The sequence below is a fragment of the Virgibacillus ihumii genome, from assembly GCF_902726655.1.
Classification (GTDB): domain Bacteria; phylum Bacillota; class Bacilli; order Bacillales; family Amphibacillaceae; genus Lentibacillus; species Lentibacillus ihumii.
On sequence record NZ_CACVAN010000001.1, the window covers coordinates 3696661 to 3720243 of the forward strand.

18 protein-coding genes and 1 tRNA gene are annotated in these 23583 nt (G+C 42.2%); 15 read left to right on the forward strand and 4 right to left on the reverse strand.

The window, feature by feature from the left end; all coding sequences use genetic code 11:
- Positions 1-124: 124 nt before the first annotated feature.
- On the reverse strand, positions 125-988 hold the full coding sequence (gene dat, locus HUX68_RS18345; protein ID WP_174616148.1) for a D-amino-acid transaminase: 864 nt from the start codon (positions 986-988) through the stop codon (positions 125-127).
- Positions 989-1127: 139 nt separating this feature from the next.
- Here dat and HUX68_RS18350 point away from each other — a divergent pair, with 139 nt between their 5' ends.
- The 12 genes from HUX68_RS18350 (at position 1128) to helD (ending at position 15676) form a co-directional block, all read left to right on the forward strand.
- The gene (locus HUX68_RS18350) at positions 1128-1817 is read left to right on the forward strand and encodes a Crp/Fnr family transcriptional regulator (RefSeq protein ID WP_174616149.1); all 690 of its coding nucleotides are present in this window, start codon (positions 1128-1130) and stop codon (positions 1815-1817) included.
- 150 nt (positions 1818-1967) lie between these two features.
- Positions 1968-2041, forward strand: a tRNA-Gly gene (locus tag HUX68_RS18355).
- A gap of 400 nt (positions 2042-2441) precedes the next feature.
- Positions 2442-4145, forward strand: a complete 1704-nt coding sequence (locus HUX68_RS18360; RefSeq protein ID WP_174616150.1) for an ABC-ATPase domain-containing protein — start codon at positions 2442-2444, stop codon at positions 4143-4145.
- Positions 4146-4161: 16 nt separating this feature from the next.
- Positions 4162-5307: a tRNA epoxyqueuosine(34) reductase QueG gene (queG, locus tag HUX68_RS18365; RefSeq protein WP_174616151.1), complete on the forward strand. Its 1146-nt coding sequence runs from the start codon at positions 4162-4164 to the stop codon at positions 5305-5307.
- 19 nt (positions 5308-5326) lie between these two features.
- Positions 5327-5842 carry a methylated-DNA--[protein]-cysteine S-methyltransferase gene (locus tag HUX68_RS18370; protein ID WP_174616152.1) on the forward strand — a complete coding sequence of 172 codons (516 nt, stop codon included), beginning with the start codon at positions 5327-5329 and terminating at the stop codon, positions 5840-5842.
- A 172-nt stretch (positions 5843-6014) separates the two neighbouring features.
- Positions 6015-6302, forward strand: coding sequence for a DUF5316 family protein (locus HUX68_RS18375; protein ID WP_174616153.1), 288 nt, complete (start codon positions 6015-6017; stop codon positions 6300-6302).
- Positions 6303-6351: 49 nt separating this feature from the next.
- The gene (locus HUX68_RS18380) at positions 6352-7197 is read left to right on the forward strand and encodes an amidase domain-containing protein (protein ID WP_174616154.1); all 846 of its coding nucleotides are present in this window, start codon (positions 6352-6354) and stop codon (positions 7195-7197) included.
- Between the two features lie 43 nt (positions 7198-7240).
- A complete protein-coding gene (trmL, locus tag HUX68_RS18385) occupies positions 7241-7714 on the forward strand; it encodes a tRNA (uridine(34)/cytosine(34)/5-carboxymethylaminomethyluridine(34)-2'-O)-methyltransferase TrmL (RefSeq protein WP_174616155.1) in 474 nt (157 codons plus the stop codon).
- 661 nt (positions 7715-8375) lie between these two features.
- Positions 8376-11234 carry a 2-oxoglutarate dehydrogenase E1 component gene (locus HUX68_RS18390; protein ID WP_174616156.1) on the forward strand — a complete coding sequence of 953 codons (2859 nt, stop codon included), beginning with the start codon at positions 8376-8378 and terminating at the stop codon, positions 11232-11234.
- Positions 11227-12531 carry a 2-oxoglutarate dehydrogenase complex dihydrolipoyllysine-residue succinyltransferase gene (odhB, locus tag HUX68_RS18395; protein ID WP_174616157.1) on the forward strand — a complete coding sequence of 435 codons (1305 nt, stop codon included), beginning with the start codon at positions 11227-11229 and terminating at the stop codon, positions 12529-12531. The genes HUX68_RS18390 and odhB overlap by 8 nt, the downstream gene beginning before the upstream one ends.
- Before the next feature lie 194 nt (positions 12532-12725).
- Positions 12726-13055, forward strand: a complete 330-nt coding sequence (locus HUX68_RS18400) for an ASCH domain-containing protein (RefSeq protein ID WP_174616158.1) — start codon at positions 12726-12728, stop codon at positions 13053-13055.
- 317 nt (positions 13056-13372) lie between these two features.
- A complete protein-coding gene (gene helD / locus HUX68_RS18405; protein ID WP_246206718.1) occupies positions 13373-15676 on the forward strand; it encodes an RNA polymerase recycling motor HelD in 2304 nt (767 codons plus the stop codon).
- Between the two features lie 83 nt (positions 15677-15759).
- On the opposite strand, the gene HUX68_RS19480 is transcribed toward helD, so the two are convergent.
- The gene (locus HUX68_RS19480) at positions 15760-15888 is read right to left on the reverse strand and encodes a hypothetical protein (protein ID WP_281355780.1); all 129 of its coding nucleotides are present in this window, start codon (positions 15886-15888) and stop codon (positions 15760-15762) included.
- Between the two features lie 74 nt (positions 15889-15962).
- Here HUX68_RS19480 and HUX68_RS18410 point away from each other — a divergent pair, with 74 nt between their 5' ends.
- The 3 genes from HUX68_RS18410 to HUX68_RS18420 all read left to right on the forward strand — a co-directional run bounded on the left by HUX68_RS18410 (position 15963) and on the right by HUX68_RS18420 (position 19833).
- Entirely contained in the window at positions 15963-17252 is a 1290-nt protein-coding gene (locus HUX68_RS18410; RefSeq protein ID WP_174616160.1) for an NCS2 family permease, read from the forward strand.
- A gap of 188 nt (positions 17253-17440) precedes the next feature.
- The gene (locus tag HUX68_RS18415) at positions 17441-18631 is read left to right on the forward strand and encodes a NupC/NupG family nucleoside CNT transporter (protein ID WP_174616161.1); all 1191 of its coding nucleotides are present in this window, start codon (positions 17441-17443) and stop codon (positions 18629-18631) included.
- A 131-nt stretch (positions 18632-18762) separates the two neighbouring features.
- Positions 18763-19833 carry an undecaprenyldiphospho-muramoylpentapeptide beta-N-acetylglucosaminyltransferase gene (locus HUX68_RS18420; RefSeq protein WP_174616162.1) on the forward strand — a complete coding sequence of 357 codons (1071 nt, stop codon included), beginning with the start codon at positions 18763-18765 and terminating at the stop codon, positions 19831-19833.
- Between the two features lie 79 nt (positions 19834-19912).
- Here HUX68_RS18420 and HUX68_RS18425 read toward each other — a convergent pair whose 3' ends face one another.
- Together HUX68_RS18425 and HUX68_RS18430 are read right to left on the reverse strand one after the other, a co-directional pair.
- Positions 19913-23059, reverse strand: coding sequence for an MMPL family transporter (locus HUX68_RS18425; RefSeq protein WP_174616163.1), 3147 nt, complete (start codon positions 23057-23059; stop codon positions 19913-19915).
- Entirely contained in the window at positions 23056-23499 is a 444-nt protein-coding gene (locus HUX68_RS18430) for a MarR family winged helix-turn-helix transcriptional regulator (protein WP_174616164.1), read from the reverse strand. Before HUX68_RS18430 ends, HUX68_RS18425 begins: the two co-directional genes overlap by 4 nt.
- Between the last annotated feature and the right edge of the window lie 84 nt (positions 23500-23583).

A 23583-nucleotide genomic window follows, 5' to 3' on the forward strand; every position in this document is an offset into this window, starting at 1 on the left:
TCTCCCTTATTGTTTCATGATATGAATCTTAGAAAACTTGGTTGCCATCAAGCCTTAGGTGACAGCCATCGTTGCACTTAATCAGTAAGGAATGCTGAAAAAAGCCTTTTGTAAAAACAAAAGGCTACACGGTATGTCTTATAATATTGGCATCTTTTTCGTATGCTTCCTGAAGCTGACGGGTTATCTTGCCAGGCTGTCCGTTTCCAATTTTGGTACCATCGACTGACACAATTGGCATAACTTCTGCAGTACTGCTTGAAAGGAATAACTCATCAGCGTCTGCTATATCATCTACTGAGAAGCTATTTTCAACAAACGGCAAGGACAAGTCTGCGGAAAACTGCTCAACCCGCATGCGAACACAACCGTGAAGAATACCATTTGATGCCGGGTGTGTATGAATCTCACCGTCTTTCACTAAATAAACATTCGATGAGCTGCATTCAGTTACCAGACCATCTTTATGAAAGATTGCTTCAAAGGAGCCATTTTCCTTTGCTTCCTGCTTTGCGAGCACATTAGGAAGTAAATTCAAGCTCTTAATATAGCAATAATCCCACCGGCTGTCATGCCGGGTTATGGCAGAGACGCCATTCTCGAGATTCTTTTTGTTTCTTGGTAAATCCTGAACATATGCATACACGTTTGCTTCGACATTTTTCGGAAAAGTATGGTCTCTTGGTGCTGAACCGCGGGTGGACTGCAAATATACTTTGCCGTCTTCAGACATGTTGTTTCGTTCCAGCAGGTCCAGTAACAGATTGGTAATCTCATTTTTGGAAAATGGCAGTACAAGTTTAATAGCTTCAGCGGAACGGAAAAGACGGTCAACATGCTCCTGAAGCAGGTAATAGGATCCGTTATAAATCCGGATGACTTCATATACACCGTCACCGAATTGTAATCCCCGTTCCTCAAATGGATAATGCAGATTATCACGGTGGGTGAACATTGTTTGTGATAAAATAATTGGATAAACTGACACACTACTCGCCTCCTTGCAATTAAATCCATTCTATAATTTATCTGAATGCTTGTAAATATTATTATAAGTGATATTTATCACAATTTCAGTTTAAGAATGAGGTATAATGGAAAGTAGTTAGTATAGGAGGTGGAATAATATGGAACCACTATTGCAGCGTATGAGCAAGGAAGATGCGAATGTATTGTTTGCAAATTCCGAAAAAATGGAATTCACAAAAGGTGAAACCATTTATAATGAAGGTGATTCATCCGATTATTTATATTTTATACATACAGGCGAAATCAGACTTTTTAAGCGAACTGGTCCGAACAAGGAACTGACGATTTTTACCCGGCGGAGAGATGATGCATTTGGTGAGGTTGGTGTTTTCAGCAGCCTTAAATATTCCAATACTGCTGAAGCTGTCATGAACTCTGTATTATATCGTATTGAGAATCAGACATTGGAAAACATACTGACGGATAATGGTGGAATTGGACTGCATTTTACCAGATGGGTTGCTGAATCGCTCGAGGCAAGCAAGGCCAAAATTCGTGATTATATTGCGTTTGGATCAGAAGGTGCTGTGGCATCTGTATTTATCCGCTATTCCAATATGTACGGGGTGGTAACACCTGAGGGAGTGCGCATAACGGAGCCAATTATGATCCAGGATATCAGTAAGCATATCGGAATTTCACGGGAAACGGTCAGCCGTATAGTGAACAAATGGAAGGAACGAGGAATTATTGATAATGATAATAAATATTTTTTATTGAAGAAAGTGGATTATTTTAAAGAGCTTCTCGTTTGTGAACAGTGCGGCGTGGAAAATTGCGTATTGTAGAGGGGCTGTGACATCGTTGCAGCTCTTTGTTCGACATTCTTTTCAAAAAAGACTTGATTTAAGATCACCCTCTTGGTATAATTAAAAATGTTCATAAAAAAATATACATAATATTGAATGATTGAAATCTGGTTATTAATAATTGAATATGCGGGTGTAGTTTAGTGGTAAAACCTCAGCCTTCCAAGCTGATGATGTGGGTTCGATTCCCATCATCCGCTCCATTACATAAGTCTTAACGCAGTGTTTCGTACCATCACATACGAAGCATTGCGTTTTTTCATTGTAGAAAAATATAGACCATAAACCTGTGGATTATTAATATTACCCAAACAGCCACGGCCAGATCCAGCGCCCAGCAACTAGCAAACTTCACACTCTTCACTACGATAAGTCAACATCGGTTCGCTTTCAGCTCACCGTGTTTCCTTTATCTCATTGCAGAGATAAGGAAGATCGGCTAAAACCGCCGCTTTGCGCGGCAACGCCGACCCACCCTGCATGGCAGGGCGCAGTTTGTACGTTGCTAAACGGGCGCTTCCGCTTTTGTTTTGCTTCACTTGAATATTCAGCAGCAATGCCTGTATGCTGAAAAGAGATATTCTATTAAATTGAGGGATTTACATGCAAAAATTAATGCAAACATTAAAGCAAATTGATGGAAAAAGCTATAAAGCATATAAAAACATTCAAGGTCGCTATAAATTCAAAGATTTTGATGTTCATATTGATTATGTGCAAGGGGATCCCTTTGCAACTCCGTCGAAAATACGGGTTGTGATCCCAACGGATAAACGAGCTCTAAAAGATGAGTGGCTTTCTCCGGATTCACGGCAAACAGCAACTGAAGACATTTTTGCACGGAAAGTTGGGAAGGCAATTGCGAAGGGCAATTTTGTCATCAAAGGCTCAGGCAAAAGTGGCAGTATCTTTTTTGACAAACCCGGTCAGGAAGTATTGAAACGCAGTGCTGTACAAATAGATGCAAACTCCATAACGGTTTGTATCTCAGTAGGATTGCCGGCGAACGGACGCCGTATTAACGGGCGTGAGGCAGAAAAATTATTTTCCGCCGCCATCCCGGCTATTATTAAAAATTCCGTTTTTACGATTACCAATGATGAAATTGTTAATGCCACACAGCTTGCTGATCAGCAGGAAGCCATTAGGAAGGAAATGCGTCAAAATAACTGGATTTCCTTTATTGCAAATGGAGCATTTCTGCCACGGGAGAGCGGCATCAGTAATCGACCGATGAAGGATGCTGTAGCATTTCAAAGCCCGCCGGAAAATGAGGTGGAGATTGAAATTCCGCATCGAACGGAACCACTGAAAGGAATGGCGATTAAAAAAGGTATCTCTCTCATCGTCGGCGGCGGGTATCACGGGAAAAGTACCATTTTGGAAGCAGTTGAGCGCGGTGTTTATGCTCATACGCACAGAGACGGCCGGGAATACGTGCTGACTGATCCGGATGCAGTGAAAATTCGGGCGGAAGACGGCCGGCAGATAACCGGTGTTAACATTTCACCGTTCATCAATAACCTGCCGCATAAGCAGGATACGGATTTCTTTTCAACCGAAAATGCCAGTGGAAGCACCTCACAGGCGGCCAATGTGATGGAAGCATTGGAAGCGGGTGCCACAACATTACTGATTGATGAGGATACAAGTGCGACGAACTTTATGATTCGTGACCACCGGATGCAACAGCTTGTAAGACGTGAGAAGGAGCCAATTACACCATTTATTGATAAAATAAAACAGTTGCGTGATCAGTTCGATGTTTCAACGATTTTGGTCATGGGTGGATCCGGTGATTATTTTGCCGTTGCAGACTCTGTCATTATGATGGAGGCGTATGTTCCTTATAATGTGACGGATGAAGCGAGAAAGATTATGGAACAGGACCCGCTTGACCGGGAATCGCTGTCGGCTGAAACATTCGGTGATATTACCAACCGTTATTTTAAGCAAAACTCGTTGCAGACGCAAAAAGGTAAACGCTCCAAAACACAGGCAAAAGGCTTAACCAAAATCTTAATGGGGAAAACGGATATTTCGTTTGACGATACCGAGCAATTGGCGGATGAATCACAAACACGGATGATTGCTGAAATCATTCAGTATTTGGATCGGACCAATGGACTGGGCAATCGATCGGTACATCAACTGTTGGATGATGTTGAGAAGCAAATGGATAAGGATGGTCTGGCGTCATTTACTGTCTTTAACGATCAGCATCCGGGAGATATCGCACGCCCCAGACGTTACGAAATAGCCGCAGTGCTGAACCGGATGCGTACAGCGAAGGTCATTCAAAAGTAGAAGGAAGGTAAAACGAATGGATACGGCCAATTTGAGAAAGGAAATAGTGGCATACAGCAAAGAAATCGGCATCGATAAAATTGGCTTTGCCGCTGCGGATGTTTTCAGTGAGTTGAAGGAACGTCTGCGCAGGCAGCAGAAACTCGACTATCAGTCCGGTTTTGAAAAAGGGTCAATTGCTGAACGAACAGAGCCTGAGCGCTTGCTTCCTGAAGCAAAGTCAATCCTTTCCATTGCACTGGCCTATCCATCCCGTGTGAAAGGTTCGCCGAAAAGTACAAAAGAAGCCCGGCGAGGTGTGTTTTGCCGCGCATCATGGGGTACTGATTATCATGTAGTTTTACGGAAGAAACTGGAGAAACTTGCATTGTTTATTCAGGAAAAAATGCCGGATGCCGAAACAAAAGTAATGGTCGATACCGGCGAGTTATCTGATCGTGCAGTCGCGGAACGGGCGGGAATCGGCTTCAGCGGGAAAAATACATCGATTATTACGCCGGAGTTTGGATCATACGTTTATCTCGGCGAGCTGATTACCAACATACCGTTTATTCCGGATGAACCGCTTTCTGATGGATGCGGTTCCTGTACGAAATGTCTGGATGCCTGTCCAACCGGTGCACTTGTTCAAGGCGGGCAGCTTAACGCTCAGAAATGTCTGGCATTTCAAACACAGACAAAAGGTTTTCTTGATGACGAGTACCGTTCCAAAATCGGCAACTTCATCTATGGCTTTGATACATGCCAAGTGGTCTGTCCCTACAATAAAAAGGTGGATTTTCATGTGCATCCTGAGTTTGAACCGGAGCCGGACGTGGCCAAGCCACAGCTTAAACCGATGCTGCGGATTTCCAACCGGGAATTTAAAAACACCTTTGGCCATATCGCCGGCTCTTGGCGCGGGAAGAAGCCCTTGCAGCGCAATGCACTGATTGCTCTGGCACATTATAAAGATGAAACAGCGGTCAGCGAAATGATCAAAGTCATGCAGCATGATCCACGCCCGGTCATTCGCGGAACTGCTGCATGGTCACTTGGTAAAATTGGAACGGGTGAGGCATTTGCTGCAATTCAGATGGCTATGAAGAGCGAAACAGATGAACAGGTTCTGTTTGAAATGGAAAAGGGGTTGGCATTCCAACAGGAAACGGCTGAGATCTAATCGAACGGGGGACAGTACGATGGAGCTATTTTATGATGAAATGGATTCACCAGTCGGTACGATGCTTTTGATCAGCGATGGGGAGAAGATTGTACGAATTGAATATGGTTCATTGTCTGATTTGGATGAAAAGATGACTAACTGGGCAGAGCGATATTTTGGTGACGTTGTTTTTATTAAGAAACCTGAGATAGTTATCAAAGCTAAAGGTGAGCTCCAGGAATATTTCCAGAATAATCGTCAGCAATTCACGATACCTTTTGAGTTTCATGGAACAGACTTTCAAAAAACGGTCTGGCAGGCGTTGTTCGATACGATTTCATTTGGTCAAACGAAAACGTACAAGGACATTGCGGAAACGATCGGCAAACCGAAAGCGGTCCGAGCGGTAGGTGGTGCTGTAAATAAAAATCCTTTTTCAATCGTTGTCCCATGCCATCGGGTAGTTGGCGCAAATGGAAAAATGGTTGGATACAATGGCGGGCTGGATAAAAAGGAATTTTTGCTGAATCATGAAATAGTGGAAATCAGTTAATCCGAGCGAGTGACACGTTTACCTAATGGACTCAATTGGGAGAGAGCCCGCTCCAAATGGGAAAAACCACCCTTCAATAGGAGAGAGCAAGAGTCGGACAACATGTTCATGAAACTTTTCAGCCATTTTCCCGTAGAATAAGGTAACAACTCCTTATAAAGGGGGTAAATCATTGAAAAAGGCATTTGTAATAAGTGTCATCACAGCAGTCATTTTGTTCCTAGTGGGATGGCTTTCGGGGAATACCGAGCTGTTCGGAAAGATTGCGGTTGGTATTGGTGTGTTTTTCTTTATTATTGCGGGGCTGACAAGTGGTGCATTCATCAGCGGAAGTCAGATGCAGGCTAATTTTCATTCCGAAAGTAAACAGAGTCGTGCTGAACGGCGTAACATGATGTTTGTTTCGGGTGTTGTTATGGTTCCGCAGTTTATCGCCGGATATTTTTTGTTGACATTATAGGCATGGTCGTTTTTTCCCTTCATAGAATGGTAATGGAGGGGATTTTTTTATGGAAAAGATACGGGATTTGTGGTTGGATTTTTTTCAGCTGGAGCGGAATGAAGACAGTTGGTGGGAAAGAAAAAAATCATTGTGCCGTGATCGTGAAGCTGAAATTGTCCGGATCAGCGGAAAAGGACACACTTTTGAAGAGATTATTTATGACAATAAAAAAGATTGCAAATACCTGCTGCACTTATCATTTTTGCTGAAGCAGCAAGATGAATTTATCCAAGAGGAACAGGTGATACCTTTTGCATATCGAATGGAGGATGAGGAGGTAATCGAACATAAGGAAATGAGTATGCCGGCACCGCAAAGCGATACCCCGGTATTAACGGCGGATTCCCTGCGCCGTCTATCAGATGAGCGCTTTTCATATGACAGAAGAGCTGCAGTCCAGTATGCTGAGCGCTGGTGGAACAGTTATAATCCTGCATATCGTGCGTTCGATGTTGACTGCACCAATTATGTGTCACAGTGCATGCATGCCGGTGGTGCTCCAATGCGGGGCGCGCCGAATCGGGGGGATGGCTGGTGGTATCAAAATGATAACTGGAGCTATAGCTGGGCGGTGGCACATTCATTAAGGTGGTATTTAAGCGGTTCTTCAGCCGGGTTAAAGGGAAAAGAAATGGATTCAGCAGGTGACCTTATCCCGGGTGATGTGATTTGCTACGATTTTCAGGGAAATGGCAGGTGGGACCACAATACGATTGTAGTCGGCAAGGATGCGTATGGGATGCCGCTTGTTAATGCCCATACAGATAACAGCCGAAACCGTTATTGGTCCTATGAAGATTCCCGTGCATGGACACCCGATATCAATTATAAATTTTTCCGGATTGGTGAGTAGTGGTATAATGATGTGGTTATTAAAAATGCAAGGAGAATGAGAAGTGAGTTTAAATATCGTATTATACCAACCGGAAATACCTGCAAATACCGGAAACATTGCCAGAACTTGTCTGGCAACAAATGCAACCCTGCATTTGGTTCATCCGCTTGGCTTTTCCACGGACGATAAAATGGTGAAAAGGGCCGGGTTGGATTACTGGAAACATGTAGATATTCGAGAATATGCATCGATAACTGAATTGTACGATACATATCCTGAGGGAACTTATTATTATATTGAAAACTTTGGTGCAGGACAATATACGGATTTTGATTACAGTAATCCGAATGACGATTTGTTTTTCGTATTTGGGCGTGAAACATCCGGGATACCGAAAAGTCTGCTGGAGGGTAAAGAAGAGCAATGTTTACGGATTCCAATGAGCGGAAATGTCCGTTCGCTGAATTTGGCCAATACAGCAGCGATTATTGTTTATGAAGCGTTGAGACAGCAAGGGTATCCTGAGTTGGGGTGAATGGCTGATTCCGATTTTATATGTGATTTCATTTCATTTATGCGCGGTTTCAGGTGCGATATGCGCGATTTGAGAATTATATGCGCGTTAGTAACACTGAAATGCGCGGCTAATATGAAAAAACGTTTTCCATCAAAAAACCGGCATGTGTATACATGTCGGTTTTTAAAATTTATTGGTTCTTTTTCGGTACTCCTGGTTTTGCATCGTAACCGGCAGTGAAGCAGGACACGATGAATGTTACGATAACCCCCATCAGTAATGCGAGTTTCATGACGCTTCCTCCTCGTTGAAAATTATGTAATCAGATTATAAATTCCATTATACCGAATAATTCCGGTAATGTGAACCATTAGCAGCAGTACATTGTAAAAGCAATCATTCCCAGGGTATTTATTGATGTTAATATGACTTTATGCACGGTTTGCAATTTATTTTGCACGTTTTCGGGCCTGTTATGCACGTTTTCGTTCTACAAGGTTACGATCCATTATTTAGCTAAAAACCTGAAAATATAGAAAGCTTATAATTTGATTGTTTTCCGGTTATTATTTAGGGTATATTAGTTGATGAAGTTACAGTAGAGTTCTATAATGAACATTGAGTGTAAAATGACCGTTGCAACAGCGGAGAAAGCTAACTTCTAATGGGGGTATAAAACGTGGCACAGAATGAAGAATCTAGTCTTGGATTCTGGGAACAATTTTATGGTCCGAACATGGGGTATATTGAAGAGCAATATGAACTCTTTAAACAGGACCCTGCAAATGTTGATCCTTCAATGAAAGAATTGTTTGATCAGCACGGTGCTCCTGAATGGATACAACATACCGGAAATACAACACAGGCAGTATCTAAGTCAGAGACATCCATAGATGATGTTAAAAAACTGACCTCAGCAATGAAACTTGTTGAGGCTATTCGTCGTTTCGGACATTTGGAGGCGGATATTTACCCGGTAGGACATGAGAATCGTCAAACAGAACTTGTTCAACCTGAAACTTACGGTTTATCGGTGGAGGATTTACGCAGTATTCCCGCATCATGGCTGTGGGAACAGTCTCCTGATGATGTTCGGGATGGTTATGATGTTTTTCAACGACTGAAGAAATATTATGCAGGAACCATAACGTTTGAATATGATCATGTAAATCATGAAGATGAACGGCAATGGCTTCTTGAACGCATTGAATCGGGTGAATTTCATCTAAAACTTTCCGATAAAGAAAAAAAGCAGTTACTTGAACGGATGGCTCATGTTGAAGGATTTGAAGGGTTTTTGCAGAAGACGTTTGTCGGACAAAAACGTTTCTCAATTGAAGGTTTAGAATCAATGGTTCCCATGCTCGACCGCATCGTAAAATATGCAACTGAGGAAAAAATAGAACATATTATGATGGGAATGGCACACCGTGGCCGTTTAAGTGTCTTGGCACATGTGCTTGGAAAACCCTGCGATAAAATATTTTCCGAGTTTCAGCATTCACCGGACAAGGAGCTCATGCCGTCAGAGGGCTCGTCAGGTGTTACCTATGGCTGGACCGGTGATGTAAAATATCATTTTGGCGCGACAAAAGAGGTAAGGGATGAGGAACAAGCAAATACACGGATTACATTGGCGCATAATCCGTCCCACCTGGAATTTGTAAATCCTGTTGTCGAAGGTTTTGCCCGTGCAGCCCAGGATGAGCGTTCGAAAAAAGGCTATCCGCAACTGGACATCAGTAAAGCAGTCCCGGTGCTGATTCATGGTGACGCTGCGTTTATTGGTGAAGGTGTTGTAGCAGAAACATTGAATCTGAGTGGATTGCCTGGCTATAAGACAGGCGGTACCCTGCATATTATTGCAAACAATCTGTTGGGTTATACAACAAATCGTGGAGACGGACGGTCAACCCGGTATGCCAGTGACTTGGCAAAAGGATTTGAAATTCCAATTATTCACGTCAATGCCGATGATCCGATTGCATGTGTATCGGCGATTAAAATTGCTTATGAGTATCGACAAAAATTCCATAAGGACTTTCTGATTGATTTGGTTGGATATCGCCGCTATGGTCACAACGAGATGGATGAGCCAAGAGCTACACAGCCATACTTGTATAAATCAATTGATGAACATCCTACTGCAGCAAATGTTTTTGCAGCACGATTAAAGGATAAAGGTATAATAGATGATGATGATTTCCAGCAAATTAAAGAACAGGTTCAGTCTGGTCTGCGCGATGTTTATGAAGGTATGAGCGAAAACACCACTACGGAACCTGAAATTAAAAGCATGCCTGAAGCATTAACGAACGGACTTGACCGATTTGAAACAGCTGTTCCGTTGGATGACCTTAAAACATTGAATGAAGGATTGTTAAAACGTCCTGAAGGGTTCACAGGACTGAAAAAACTGGAGAAAATCCTGAAACGCCGTAAAGATGTTCTGGAGGAAGGTAAAAAAGCAGACTGGGGTGCTGGAGAAGCGTTGGCATATGCTTCCATCCTCAAAGATGGTATTCCAATTCGAATTACGGGTCAGGATACTGAACGAGGAACCTTTGCACACAGACATATGGTCTTACATGATGTGAATACGGGCGAATCATATTGCCCGCTGCATGGATTGGATGAGGCAAAAGCTTCGTTCGATATCCGCAATAGTCCACTCTCTGAAGCTGGTGTGCTTGGTTTTGAATACGGTTATAGCGTTGAATCGCCAAATACGCTGGTAATCTGGGAAGCGCAGTTCGGTGACTTTGCGAATGCAGGACAAGTCATTTTTGACCAGTTTATTTCCGCAAGCCGGGCTAAGTGGGGAGAAAAATCCAATATGGTGATGCTGCTTCCACATGGTTATGAAGGACAAGGTCCAGAGCACTCAAGTGCACGACTTGAACGGTTCTTGCAACTTGCCGCGGAAAATAACTGGATGGTTGCGAATGTCACATCATCTGCCCAGTTTTTCCATCTGATCCGTCGTCAGGCAGCAATGCGCGGTAAAGAAGAGGCACGGCCATTAATCTTAATGACACCAAAAAGTCTGCTTCGTAACCAGCGTGTTGCATCAGCTGCGAAAGAATTTACAGATGGTAAATTTACACCGCTTCGTCAACAGCCTAACTTGAAGGTCAGCAAGAAAAATGCAAAACGTCTAATGATCGGCAGTGGTAAGGTAATGGTTGATATTGAGGAAGCAATTGATGAATCAGAAGAGAACTTTGATTGGCTTCGGGCGCTTCGTCTTGAGCAAATCTATCCATTTCCAAAGAAACAATTGGAAAAAGAATTAAAAGAACTCCCGAATCTGGAAGAAATCGTCTGGGTCCAGGAAGAACCTAAAAATATGGGCAGCTGGGATTTCGTTGATGATTACCTCAGAGAATTGTTACAGGAAGGACAATCTTTACGATACATTGGTCGTCCCGAGCGTTCTGCACCAGCCGTCGGTGAACCAAATGTCCATAAAGCTGAACAAGGTCAAATTATTAAAGAAGCAATAAGCGAGTCAAAAGGAGGAGATTCCAGTGAATGAAATTAAAATTCCAGAGCTTGCCGAGTCCATTACAGAAGGTACAATTGCTGAGTGGCTTGTCAAGAAAGGTGACAAAGTTGAAAAAGGCGATCCAGTAGTCGAACTGGAAACAGACAAGGTAAATGTCGAGGTCAACTCCGATTATGCCGGTGTCATTACGGAAGTTGTGGCAGAAGAAGGCGATGATGTCGAAGTTGGCGACGTAATTGCCAAGATTGATGAAAACGGAGAAGCAGGTGGCGATAGCGGTTCTGCTGATGATGCCAAAGAATCATCCGAGCCAAAATCCGAGGATAGTTCGAAAGAGGAAGCTTCCCAATCTGAAGAAAAGAAAGAAGCTCCTAAAAAAGAAGAAACAGAAATTGAGAATACGAAAGAAGAATCAAAGGATAGCTCAGATGTTATTGCTTCACCTGCTGCCCGCAAGCGTGCACGTGAACTTGGCATTGACCTAAGCAGTGTGCAGGCACGGGATCCACTTGGCCGTATCCGCCCGGAAGATGTTGATTCAGCAGCAAAAGGCGGTAACGAACAAAAGGAATCTAAGCCGAAGAAAAAAGAAGAGCCTGCTAAATCAGAGAAAACGGAATTTGACAAGCCGGTTGAACGCGTGAAAATGTCACGCCGCCGTCAAACAATTGCCAATCGTCTCGTGGAGGTTCAGCACGAAGCGGCAATGCTGACAACATTCAATGAAGTGGATATGACCAACATCATGAAGCTTCGCAGTGAACGAAAAGAAAACTTTATTAAGAAGCATGATGTCAAGCTCGGGTTTATGTCATTCTTTACAAAAGCAGTGATTGGCGCGTTGAAGGAATTCCCTCATATTAATGCGGAGATTCAAGGCAAAGAGCTAGTTCTGAAAAAATTCTATGATATCGGTATTGCTGTATCAACAGAAGAAGGACTTGTCGTACCTGTTGTCCGTGATGCGGACCGTCTCGACTTTGCCGGGGTGGAACGTGAAATTGGCAACCTTGGTAAGAAAGCGATGAATAAAGAACTTAAGATGGAAGATCTGCAGGGCGGAACGTTTACAATTACAAACGGTGGAACCTTTGGATCCATGCTGTCAACACCAATTCTTAATGCGCCACAGGTTGGTATCCTTGGCATGCATAACATCCAAAAACGTGCAATGGTTATGCCGGATGATTCCATTGAAGTTCGCCCGATGATGTACCTGGCATTGTCATACGATCACCGTATCGTTGACGGAAAAGACGCCGTACAATTCCTGGTTCGTATCAAAGAACTGCTGGAAGACCCTTACGACTTGCTGTTGGAAGGATAAGACAAGTTGAAACGCCCCTGTAACGATTTGGATTTCGTTACGGGGGTTATTTAATGTAAAAGTCGATCAATATCAAATCCCTGACATAAGTGGGTATATCTTAAAAATATGTGAAAACTCATCTGGTAATGTATCAATATATTATTTTAAATGGTACTCTGAATGTAAAGGTCGAAATTTGGAGGAATACACGAATGGAAAATGTACCAGAAAAGACTTGTACAATAGATAAACTTGTAACGATTCAGGAAGAAATAGATAAAGTATTAGCCGGAAAGAAAACAGCGTCCCGTCGGAATGGCATTTATGCTAATGTAGGAGAAATAATGGAATTGCAGGATAAAAAATTTAAAATTGACGATGTCTATCCGCAATATCTCGGTGACATAACTGATAAGGATGCAATGAAAGAAGGCTATGATGATTTGAAAAGTTATCAGCAGGCGATTTTAAATATTCATCCGGGTATGCGCTGGTCCCCAAAAATGCGGGTGTGGGTTCATGAGTATTCTTCCGTTATTTAAAGAAACAATTGGATAAACTCTAACAGAATATAAAACCTAATAAAAAAAGGAATCCATTTTAAACAATTTGTAAATGGATTCCTTTTTTGACAACTATGGCTGTCACCCAAAGGCTTGGTGACAACCAAGTTTTCTAACAACAATATGTTTTTCCTATATTATTTTAAAGAAAAAAAGGTTGCAAAAGCATAAATAGCATGGTATATTTAGTTAGTTATATTCATTTTTGATTATTATAATATATAATTGTCCACTTTAATTATATCACTAATTAAAAGCAAAGTCAAATGAAAATAAAAAAGAATGGGGTTGGTTTCGTGAGTTATGCAAACAACCGTTCAGATGAACAACAACGAGTGAATCATGTCATACGGGAAATCGAAATGAAGGAAGAAAAGCTTTATTCCAAATCATCCGGGATAAAAGAGAGTGTTATTGATCTGCGTAAAAACTTTTGGGAAGATGTAACGGTTAACTTGGATGAGCCGGATGATGTGATTGAGACACAGGCGAGCATTAAACAACATGCTGAATTGTTATCTGAAAGGGAACGAAGCCATGGAAAAATAAGCGAAGAACTTAAAACATTAGGCAAATTGAAAGATTCACCTTATTTTGGACGAATTGACTTCACAGAAGACCCGGGCAATATAACGGAACAGATTTATATTGGGATTGCTTCGCTGATGGATTATGAGGAAGAAGATTTTCTCGTTTATGATTGGCGGGCACCCATTTCCAGTCTGTACTATGATTATCCTCCCGGTCATGCAGCCTATGGAACAATTGATGGCACCATATCCGGTGAAATTTCGCTGAAGCGGCAGTTTATCATCAGACAAGGTTTCATACAGGGGATGTTTGACACAGGTGTAACAATTGGTGATCAGCTTCTGCAGCAGGCGCTTGGAAATAATGCCAGCACCACGATGAAGAGTATCGTAGCCACTATTCAGCAGGAACAAAATAAAATTATTCGGAATGAACGAAGCAAACTGTTGATTGTACAGGGGGCGGCAGGCAGCGGAAAAACATCTGCAGCCTTGCAGCGCATCGCTTACTTGATGTACCGGTATCGCGGGGAACTTCATCCTGATAATGTTGTCCTGTTTTCACCAAACCCATTGTTCAGCAGCTATGTTTCCAACGTATTGCCTGAGCTCGGCGAGGCGAACGTCAGACAATTAACGTTTCAGGACTATCTGCGCAATCAGATTGAAAAAAATATCATCATTGAATCACCTTTTGAACAAATGGAGTATGTACTGACGCAAACGGATGCCGATGGATATGCTGTACGGATGAAAAATATTAACTATAAATCGAGTGCAGATTTTAAACATCAGATTGATCAATTTGCTGATTACTTAGAAAGTGATGGAATTCAGTTTAAAAATATTACCCTGCAAAAGGAAACGATTATTTCAAACGACCAGATACGTGATTATTTTTATTCGCTTGACAGCACGATTGCGATTCCCAATAAAATGGAGCTTGTCGTAAAATGGCTGTTAAAGGAAATACGGAAACGTGAGGAGATGGAAAAAGACAAGGACTGGATACTGGAACGGGCTGAACTGCTGGATAAAGAGGATTATTTACAGGCACATCAGGAAAATCAGGAAAGAGATGTTGATGACCCTGCTCTGGAGGAAGAAATTTTGCGTGCTGAAGTTGCAAAGCGCGTATTTACTCCAATTAAAAGGCGTGTAAAACGGTTGGAGTTTGTAAATGTACTGGCAACGTATTATCAGTTATTTACAGGGTGGACTCCTGAAATTGTTCCAGCGAATTGGAACGAAATATGTGAACAGACAACAGAGAATTTGGCAAATAAGTTTTTAACATGGGAAGATGCAACACCATATCTCTATTTTAAGAACAGAATCCTGGGTGCAGATTCCAACCGATCAGTACGATATCTGTTTATTGACGAAGCACAGGACTTTTCTGAATTTCAGTTTGCATATCTGAGTAATGTATTCCCGTATACGAGAATGTCATTATTGGGGGATATTAACCAGGCGATTTTTGCCAATACCATAGAAGGTAATCCGCTGATTCCGGAAAAAGTGGAAGAGCGTCACGAACGAATCACGTTGACCAAAAGTTACCGGTCCACCAGGCAGATTGTGGAATTCACCAGCTGTTTTGCACCTGGTGAGGAAAAGATTGAGCCGTTTAATCGGGACGGAGCATTGCCGCAACTTATCAGGCTGGATAGTGAGAAGGCAATATGCCCGGCTTTAATGGAAAACGTTCGGAAATTACAGGATTCAGGCAATGAGACGATTGCTATCATTTGTAAAACGATGGAGGAAAGCAATGGTGTATATGATTTATTAAAAGATCAGATCCCCGTAAAACAAATAACCGAGGAAACCTACGCATTTGAAAAAGGAATTCTCATCCTGCCTGTCTATTTAGCCAAAGGAATCGAATTTGATGCAGTGATCATTCCTGATGCATCGTACAGGGCATACTCGAGGGAGGAAGATAGAACTTTATTTTATACCGCTTGTACAAGGGCTATGCACAATTTGATTATGATCAGCGGGGTAGATCCATGTGAATTTATTCTGAGAGCCCCGCATATTAAATATGAGGAAAAAATAATGTGAGCTTCCCTGGAACAGGCACATGTATTGTAAGTTGATTCCTTGATCCGGGGAAGGCTGATGCAACTGAACGGTCGAAGATTCCCTCATGCGGTTGAAGTTTCGCTCATGCGGTTGAAGTTTTGCTCGTGCGGCTGAAGTTTTGCTTGTGCGGTTGATGTTCCGCTCGTACGGTTGAAGTTCCAATCATGATTAACGGGAAAAATTCGCCTCAAATCATTGCAATCACCTTTAAAAACGAATATTATAGTAACTGTTGATTATATTATTCGGAAGTAAGGTGATTGGTGTGGAGAAACTATTCAAGTTTAAAGAAAATAATACAGATATCCGAACAGAGTTTGTTGCCGGTATAACAACTTTTCTTACGATGGTATATATTATTGTGGTGAATCCGGCAATTCTGTCCGCAGCAGGAATCCCTTTTGATCAGGTGTTTATGGCGACGGTCATTTCGGCTGTGGTGGGCACCGTGTTTATGGCACTGGGTGCAAACTACCCGATTGCAATTGCTCCCGGGATGGGAATGAATGCTTACTTTGCCAGTGTTGCTGCAAGTCAGGATGTTTCCTATCAAATTGTACTGGGAACCGTTTTTCTCGCCGGCATTATTTTTGTTATCTTAAGTTTTACGAAATTGCGTGAGACCTTAATTGAAGCAATTCCTCCTTCTCTTAAGTTCGGTATTACCTCGGGGATTGGTTTATTTATTGCGTTTCTTGGGTTGAAAATGTCCGGAATCGTTGTTCCGAACGAAGTGAATATGGTTGCATTTGGTGATTTGCACCAACCGTTGACGTTATTGACTTTGGCAGGGTTGTTCATAACATTAATTCTGATGGCATGGAATGTTAAAGGTGCACTTTTCATTGGGATGCTTGTTACCGGGATTATCGGTTTCTTTACCGGTCAATTGGATTTTAACGGGGTAGCATCAATGCCGCCCGCTCCGGTATTTTTTGATATTGATATCGGTGGTGTATTTGCGAATGGTCTTTACACGGTTATCTTCGCTTTTTTGCTTGTTACGATTTTTGATACAACCGGAACAATGATCGGTGTTGCAGAACAAGCTGGATTTATGAAAGATGGAAAATTACCACGGGCAAAATCAGCCCTTTTGGCAGATGCTACAGCAACAACAGTAGGGTCCGTGTTTGGTACAAGTCCTTCTTCCGCGTATGTGGAGTCTGCGTCAGGGGTTGCGGCTGGGGGAAGAACCGGTCTTACATCGATTGTCGTTGCTGTATTGTTCGCAATCTCCATATTTTTCACGCCGATTATTAGTGCAATTTCCGACCTGCCGGCGATTACAGCCCCTGTTTTAATTATCGTCGGTTGTTTCATGATGGAAGGTTTGGCGAGGATTGACTGGACAACATTTGATGAGGCATTTCCGGCGTTTGCCATTATTTTGATGATGCCATTAACGTCCAGTATTGCCACCGGAATATCTGTCGGCTTTATTACGTATCCGTTATTAAAATTGGTAAGTGGAAAGGGAAAGGACGTTCACTGGATTCTCTATGTATTTGGAATTATTTTTCTGCTGCAAATGATCTTTTTCCCGGCACATTAAAGAGAGTAACAGACTTCAGCTGTATTATGGGGCTGGGGTCTTTTTTATGGTTAAATAATTCACCAGTGAGGGAATACTAACAAAAGTATCCAGTATAATTAACTTGCAAGACGTCTGACAACCTGCTAAAATCACAAGTGGATTTGTAAGCAGTTACAATATTATTTTTAATAAAGGGAGGAACATCCGTGGATATACTTCTTGGGTTATTGGCAATTTTAATTGTTCTTGGCATCGCATTTCTTATGTCCAATGACCGAAAAAATATTAATTATAGGGGTATCGGGGTCATGCTGGTTGGGCAAATATTAACAACCTGGTTTATGTTTGCGACCGAAATTGGCCAAGCTGTTATTAATGGAATTTCTGCCGGATTCAATAAACTGATTGAATTTGGTTCGGATGGCGTAAGTTTTATTTTGGGTGGTGTAGCACGGACTGAAGGCGGAAGTATCTTTTTCTTTGATGTGTTACTTCTGATTATCTTTTTTTCAACAATACTGTCAGTGCTCACATATTTAAAAATTTTGCCGCCTATTATAAAATATTTAGGTGGATTCTTATCGAAAATTACTGGTCTGCCGAAGATCGAATCATTCAACGCGGTTAACAGTATCTTTTTCGGACAGTCAGAAGCATTGCTTGCCATCAAATCTCAATTTCACCATTTAAATAAAAACAGGCTGTACATTGTCAGTGCGTCTGCGATGGGATCTGTATCAGCATCAATTGTCGGTGCGTACATTCAGATTCTGCCGGCCGAATATGTGCTTGTGGCACTGCCGTTGAATATGTTCAGTGCATTGATGATTGCATCGGTAATTGCACCGGTCACTGTACCAAAAGAAGAAGACCATGTTGACATTAAAGATGTTTCAACAGATAAAAGTATTTTCGAGGCGATGGGTAATGGTGCGCTTGACGGCGGAAAAATTGCTTTAATCGTTGCGGCGATGCTTGTCGCATTTATAGCTTCATTAAATCTAGTTAATTGGCTTATTCAATTTATCTTTGCAGGTGTTACACTTCAGGAAATACTTGGTTATATTCTTGCTCCACTTGGTATTTTGATGGGAATTGATGCCAGTGAAGTAATAAGAGCAGGGGGCGTTATGGGTACCAAAATTGTTACAAACGAATTTGTGGCAATGCTCGAATTCGAGAAAATGCTGGGTGCCATGTCAGAGAAGACGATTGGGATTGTAACGGTATTCCTGACCAGTTTCGCAAACTTCTCATCGATTGGAATCATTGCTGGTTCGGTACAAGCAATCGACAGCAAGAAGGCAGTGGAGGTTTCCGGATTTGGTATGAAACTGTTGATTGGTGCCACGCTTGCATCAATTCTGTCAGCTACTGTCGCCGGACTGTTTCTCTAATATGCCGAAAAAACCGTCTTATCCAGGCGGTTTTTTTGCTTTTAATAGTCCATTTCATTATTGTGGTTACTGGATTGTTTTGAGATAATTTATTTACATGATTTTTTTACAGGCAGAAGGGAGATAAACGGATGGGTACGAAGCGAATCATGTTTACCGGCGGGGGAACGGCCGGTCATGTCATTGTTAACCTTGCTCTCATTCCTATTTTTCAAAAAGAAGGCTGGGAAATTGATTATATTGGTTCTAAAAGCGGTATCGAGCGGAAACTGATTGACCAGCTTGATGGTGTTACATATTATCCCATCGCAACAGGTAAATTACGCAGGTATATGTCCAAAGAAAATTTCAAGGATCCATTTAAAGTTTTAAAAGGAACGATGCAGGCGTGGCGGATTATCGGCAAGCGGAAGCCGTCCGTCATTTTTTCCAAAGGCGGATTTGTTTCGGTGCCGGTTATCATAGCTGCTAAATTAAGCGGGGTGCCGGCGGTTATTCATGAATCTGATTTCACCCCGGGATTGGCAAATAAGCTGGCCATCCCATTTGCCAAAAAAGTGCTTGCTACGTTCCCGGAAACGATGAACTATCTTCCGGAAGCAAAAGCTGAATATGTTGGAGCGGTTATCCGTGATGAACTATTTACAGGTGATAAGGAAGCCGGATTGAAAAATTGCGGATTTAACCGAAAAAAACCGGTGCTGCTGATTATGGGTGGCAGTGGCGGCGCGGAAAAAATTAATCAGACGGTTAGGAGCAGTCTTGATGAATTGCTCTCACATTTTCAAATTGCTCATATTTGCGGTTACGGAAAAACAGATTCTTCCATTGACCGGGATGGCTACACCCAATATGAATATGTAAATGAAGAGTTGAAAGATCTGCTTGCTGCATCTGACTTTGTCTTGTCCAGGGCTGGATCTAATGCTATTTTCGAGTTTTTAGCATTACGAAAACCGATGCTGCTGATTCCGTTATCCAAACAGGCAAGCAGGGGAGACCAGATCATTAACGCCAATTCCTTTTTGGATCAGGGCTACGCGCGGGTATTGCAAGAAGAGAAATTGACTGGAGAATCACTTGTTCATGAACTGTTCCAACTGAAGGAAAAATCACCGGTTATCATAGATAATATGAAGAAATATCATAGTGACAAATCCCGTGACCGGGTTATTGAGATAATTAAAAATATCATGAAATAAGCGACTGCCTCCACGTTGGGAGGCAGTCGCTTATTATATAGTGCTGTTTGTAAATTGGTGGAGCCGCCTGGCAAGATTGCTACTTCTTAAACGGCCACCAATTTGCCTTGCCGAACAGACGAACCAATACCGGTACAAACAATGGCAGCATCACAAATGCATACAGGAACAGACCGAAAATAACAACTGTTGCTATTTGCAGAAGTGACAAGACGCCGGATGGGAGCATTGCTCCGAATGTTCCGCCTAAAATAACCGCAGCGGAAATGATGACCGTCCCCATGTTTTTCATTGCTGATAACAAGGCTTCCTTAATACTTCCATTTTTGTACTCATTAAACCGGTCCATTAAAAAGATACTGTAATCGATGCCGAGTGCCATGAGCATGACAAAGGCAAAGAATGGAATGGCCCAGGAAAGCCCGGCATAATCGAATATATTGACAAAAATCAGCTCGGCAAAAGCCATTGACGTGAAATATGTCAGAATCAGTGATCCAATTAAATAAATCGGCATAATAAATGAACGGAGCATAATGATCAGGATGATGAAAATACCTGCTATCATCAGGATAGCTGTCCGTGTATAGTCGGCATCGGAAATATTTTGCAGATCGTTGTTTGTACTGCTAACACCGCCGATTTTCGGATTGCTGTTAGCAAATACCGTACCTTTTTTATTGTCATTAAACATATTCTCGATCTTATCAACCATGTTCATTGCTTCGGTTGAATACGGATTGGATTCCAATACTACGTCAAATTTAACAATCGATTTCTCCTCTGAAAGATATGGCTTGGTACCTTCCATAAAGTCTTCATTTTCCAGCGCCTGTTTTGGTATAACCACTGTGTTATTGGTTTTATTTGTTTCAAACTCTTTCAAATAACGCTGCATATCTTTTAGTCCATTATTGATTTTCTTCAAACCTTTCGAACTGTCATTCAATCCGTTCGATAAGGTGTTAAGCTGTTTTTGCATATCTGAGAAGGCGGTTTTTAATTCCTCTTGTCCGCCATAAATCTGTGACAAGCCATCCTGCAGACTTGGAATGTTATTGGTAACCTGATTCTGACCGTCAGCAGCTTTGTTCAGCCCGGACTGTAATTGGTCGATTGCACCGATTAATTGGCCGATGCCGTCAGACAGTTTCTGTTGTCCGGCGATTGATTGTGCGAATTTATCATTCAACGTATTTAAAGGTCCGATGACTTCTTTTTGCAGCTGTTGTGAGGCGTCCCCAAGCTTGTTAAGTTTCGACTGCATTTTTTTGATACCGGCTATCGTGCCTTCAATACGCTGTTTGGCAGCACCATAGGATTGCATGAACTCCGTGTTTTGTTTTAGTTCAGGATTGGACTTCAAGGCAGCATCCCGGACTGTTTTGATGTTTTCTTTGGCCGTTTTTAATGTGTTTATCATCTCATCCAGTTTGCCTGTATCGATTGATTTTGCTCCAAATCCTGAAAGACCTTCAGCAATCTGCTCATACCCATTCAACAACTGCTGATTGCCGGCAATCGATTGATCCAGATTACTTTTGATCGTCTGCAGATTGCTCTTTATTTCACCAGCTCCTTGTGCACCGGACTGAATGCCGTTTTGAATTTCCGTAAGTGCATTGCTGATGTCGCCAAGACCGTTATTTGCTTTTTGTGTGCCTTGCATCAGTTGACTGACACCGGATTCCGCATCCTCAAGCTGCGGCAACGCGTTATTCAGTTCTGATGCTGCTTTTTGGAGACCGTCCTGAATTTTTTTGATCCCTTCAGTACTTTGCCCGACCCCGTTTGTAAGCTGACCGGTCTGGCTTTTCACGAGAAAATCATCGATAATTTCGCCAGCTGGTCTAGTTGCACTGCGAACCTGATTGACACCTTCCATCTGTGCCAATTCCTGTGTGATTTTGGCAATATCCTGGTACTCACTGACGGAATCGACAGGTTCATCTGTTTTAACAACTACCGAAGATGGCATTGTCTGGCCGGGACCGAAGCTGTCCGCAATAATGTTGAATCCTTTGACAGAGTCGTACTCATCGCCAATTTCTTCAAGTGAATTATAGGATTTTGCACCATCATATGTCAGCAGCGCGGGTACTGTAATGACAGCGACAATTAATAGTGCCGCAATTGGCCGTGCCCATGCAAAATTCCCGGCAGCACCCCATATTTTGCTTTCTTTATGATTCACATTTTTATCAAAGGGCCAAAATAGTTTATTTCCCAATACAGACAGGAAAAATGGCACTAATGTGGCCAGGGCAATCAGCATAACCGCTACACCGACCGCAACTGCTACTGCTGACCGGTATAAGGTAAAAGTTGACAGCCCGATTGTAGAGAATCCGATCAGTACAGCCAAACCTGCGAAAAAGATCGTTTTTCCGCCGGATTTATACGTTGCCAGTACAGCATCCTTGATCGATTCTTGATGGGCGATTTCCTCTTTAAATCTGCTGATCAGCAGGATGCAGTAGTCTGTACCGATTCCAAACATGACGGCGACCATGAATATTTGTGTAAAGGTTGATAACGGGAAGCCCGCTGTGTCTGCTAAAATTGCTACAACACTTTGTGCTGCTATATAACTTATACCAACTGTCAGCAGCGGGATGAATGGTGCAACCACTGACTTGAAAACAGCGAACAGGATAATGAGAATCAGTCCGACTGTAATAATTTCGGTTTTTTTCAGTCCCTCCTGCGAGTTTTTGATAATGTCCTGCTGGATATAATCCTGACCGGTCAAATAATGGTCAACTTTAATGCCATCAACCGTGTTGTAAATCTTTTCCCGTGACTCAACGATTTCCTGATTTTTCAAGGAGACGCTGAATGGAACCATTATTGTTTTATTGTCTTCCGAAACGGTTTGTTCTTTAATTTCCTGGCCTTCTGTGAACGCTAAAATGTCAGATACACCAAGATCCTTTTTGTTAGCTTGAAGTTGGTCAATAGCTTCTTTGACTTGTTTTGTTTCAGATTTATCGAGGCCATCATCATCGTGGAAGACGAGAACAGCACTCGTGGCTTGCTCTCCTTCATCCGGTGACATTTTATCAAGCAGCTCCTGAGCTTCCTGGGACGGATAATCTTCCGGAACGGTTATTTGCCCTTTCTTACTGACAAGCTCCTGCAGGTTCGGGGAAAGAAAAAATAGCGCCAAAACCGCCGCAACCCATGCCCCGGCTATTAACCAACGAAAACGTAATATGTGTTTCATTCAGGTTTATCCTCCCGTTCCATGATGGAAGCCAGTTTTTCCAGTGAACTGATAAACTCAGTTATTTCTTCTTCGTCAAAATGGCCCAGGTATTTACCGATTTCCGTATAAATTTCTTCTTCTGTGTATTCGATAAGTTTTATACCTTTTTCTGTGACATATAAATAAACATTTCGTCGATCATTTTCATCCCTGACCCGCTTGATTAAATCTTTTTCATACAGTCGGGTGATTTGTGCTGTAACTGCACTTTTTCCGACTCCAAAAGCATGTGCGATGTCAGTGCTGGTGCATTCTTCATGTTTTTGAATATACTGCAGTGTTGCAAACTGATCGGTTGTAATATCGGAATGTATTTTTTCTTTCATCATACTGTTTACATTGCGATAGATGCTGTTTGTTGCATCCTGGTAGCGGTTGATGAGCTTCCTCAGTTCCATTTCTGTTCCTCCTGATTTAATTGTTCAATACATGAATAGTTCAATTAGTGAACTATTATATCATAACAGCATCATCTGTGTTTG